We start from the raw sequence: 2227 nt of genomic DNA on the forward strand, positions 1-2227 counted from the left end.
CGGTCGCGTCGGCGCAGGCGGCGCAGCAGGTCCATGGGTCCTCCTCCGGGTGTCGTCCGGGAGGAGCGTCGCGGCCCGGCTCCTCCGCGTGTGTGGGGGAGCCGGGCCGCCTGTGGATGCCGGGAGGGGGAGTGTTCCCCCTCCACAGCCAATGGGTCGTCGGTCAGTCGCCGGACCCGCCGGAGTCCCCGCCACCGGAGGGGCCACGGCTGTCGGTGCGGTAGAAGCCGCCGCCCTTGAAGGTCACGCCGACGGTGCCGTACACCTTGCGCAGCTTCCCCTCGCACTGCGGGCAGGTGGTGAGGGCGTCGTCGGTCATCTTCTGGTTCACGTCGAAGGCGTTGTCGCACGCCGTGCACGCGTAGGAGTAGGTGGGCATGGGGCGGATTTTACGGCGTCTCCGCGCCCCGCCCGCCGCCGAACCAGGTGGTCCCGGCCGGCCGCAGCACCCCGTCCACCGGCAGGTCGTGCGCCTCGTGCGGCACGCGGTCCACCAGCTCGACGTCGTGCAGCAGGGTCACCACCCGCACCCCCTCGCGACGCCGCGGCAGGGTGCGGTCGTAGCAGCCGCCGCCCTGGCCCAGGCGCATCCCCGCTCGGTCCACGGCCAGCCCCGGGGTGAGCACCAGGTCGGCCTCCGCGATGCCGTCGAGCCCCATCGCGGGACCGAGCCCCACCGCGTCGTCCGCCACCACGTCACCCGCGGGAAGGCCCCGCACCTCCGCCCAGTCCAGCGAGAGGTCGGGCAGCGTCAGCGGCACGAGCACGCGCACCCCCTCGTCCAGCAGGGCACGGGTCAGGGCGGCGGTGGGCGGCTCGGTACGCCAGGCGGTGAACAGCGTCACCGTCCGCGCCCCCTCGCCCCGCACCAGCTCGATGCCGTGGCGCGCCAGGGCGGCGCCGTCCGCGGCGTGCCGTTCGCACGCGGCCCACTCGCGGCGTGCGGCCCGCACCACGCGGCGTGCCTCCTTCTTGTCGGCGGGCAGCTCCAGGGGCAGGTCGGTGGCCATGCAGGCAGTATCCCGCCGACCCCGCGGCGGACCCGCCCCGAGACGGCTCCGTCCCCCGGTGGGACGGGCGGGGCCCGGCCGGGTCGCCTACTGTGGGCCCATGACGACGCGACGCCCGGTCCGCAAGGCCGTGATCCCCGTGGCGGGTCTGGGGACCCGCTTCCTGCCCGCCACCAAGGCCATCCCCAAGGAGATGCTGCCGGTGGTGGACAAGCCCGCCATCCAGTACGTGGTGGAGGAGGCCGTGCGCGCCGGCGTGGGCAACGTGGTGATGGTGACCGGCCGCAACAAGGGCGCGCTGGAGGACCACTTCGACCGCCACTGGGAGCTCGAGAAGGCCCTGGAGAAGAAGGGCGACGACCTGCGCCTGCGCCGGGTGCAGAAGTCCAACGAGATGGGCAGCCCCCACTTCGTGCGCCAGGGTGAGCCCAAGGGCCTGGGCCATGCCGTGCTCTGCGGCCGCCCGCACGTGGGCGACGAGCCGTTCGCGGTGCTGCTGGGCGACGACCTCATCGGCGCCGGGGACCACCTCCTGGAGCAGATGATGGAGGTGCAGCAGGAGCGCGGCGGCTGCGTCGTGGCCCTGATGGAGGTGCCGGCCGACCAGGTCAACCTGTACGGCTGCGCGGCCATCGAGGGCGAGCCCGACGCCGACGGCGTGGTGAAGGTGACCGGGCTGGTGGAGAAGCCGGACCCGGCCGACGCGCCGAGCAACCTGGCCATCATCGGCCGCTACGTGCTGGACCCGAGCATCTTCGACGTGCTGGAGGACCTGCCCCCGGGTCGTGGCAACGAGATCCAGCTGACCGACGCCCTGCAGGAGCGCGCCACCGCCACCGGTGAGGGCGCCGGGGTGTGGGGCGTGGTCTTCCGCGGCGACCGGTACGACACCGGCGACCGCCTGGACTACCTCAAGGCCGTGGTGCGTCTGGGCCGCCGGCACGGCGAGTTCGGCGAGGAGTTCGACGCCTGGCTGCGCGAGTACGTGCAGGGTCTGGACGTCCCGACCACCGACGCCTGAGCGCCCGCCTCCGTACGACCGTGGCCCGCACCGTCGCCTGGCCCGTGTGCCCCGAGGGGCTCACTCCGGCCGGCGAGGTGGTGCGGCTCCGCCCCCTGGTGCGGGGCGACTGGCCGGCCTACCTGCGGCTGCGGCGCGCCAACCTCGGGCACCTCACCCCGGGCACGGCCGACGACCCGGACGCCCCCGGGCTGGG

Annotated in this window: 3 protein-coding genes; 1 reads left to right on the top strand and 2 read right to left on the bottom strand. The window is 74.6% G+C overall.

The features are described from left to right. Window positions 1-163 precede the first annotated feature (163 nt). On the bottom strand, window positions 164-379 hold the full coding sequence (locus HMPREF3099_RS02015) for an FmdB family zinc ribbon protein (RefSeq protein ID WP_070703525.1): 216 nt from the start codon (window positions 377-379) through the stop codon (window positions 164-166). 10 nt (window positions 380-389) lie between these two features. After that, the gene (locus HMPREF3099_RS02020) at window positions 390-1010 is read right to left on the bottom strand and encodes a 5-formyltetrahydrofolate cyclo-ligase (protein ID WP_083323412.1); all 621 of its coding nucleotides are present in this window, start codon (window positions 1008-1010) and stop codon (window positions 390-392) included. Window positions 1011-1110: 100 nt separating this feature from the next. Here HMPREF3099_RS02020 and galU point away from each other — a divergent pair, with 100 nt between their 5' ends. Next, window positions 1111-2031, top strand: a complete 921-nt coding sequence (galU, locus tag HMPREF3099_RS02025) for a UTP--glucose-1-phosphate uridylyltransferase GalU (protein WP_070703526.1) — start codon at window positions 1111-1113, stop codon at window positions 2029-2031. The last annotated feature ends 196 nt before the right edge of the window (window positions 2032-2227 follow it).

It is taken from the genome of Kytococcus sp. HMSC28H12, from assembly GCF_001816045.1.
Classification (GTDB): Bacteria; Actinomycetota; Actinomycetes; order Actinomycetales; family Dermatophilaceae; genus Kytococcus; species Kytococcus schroeteri.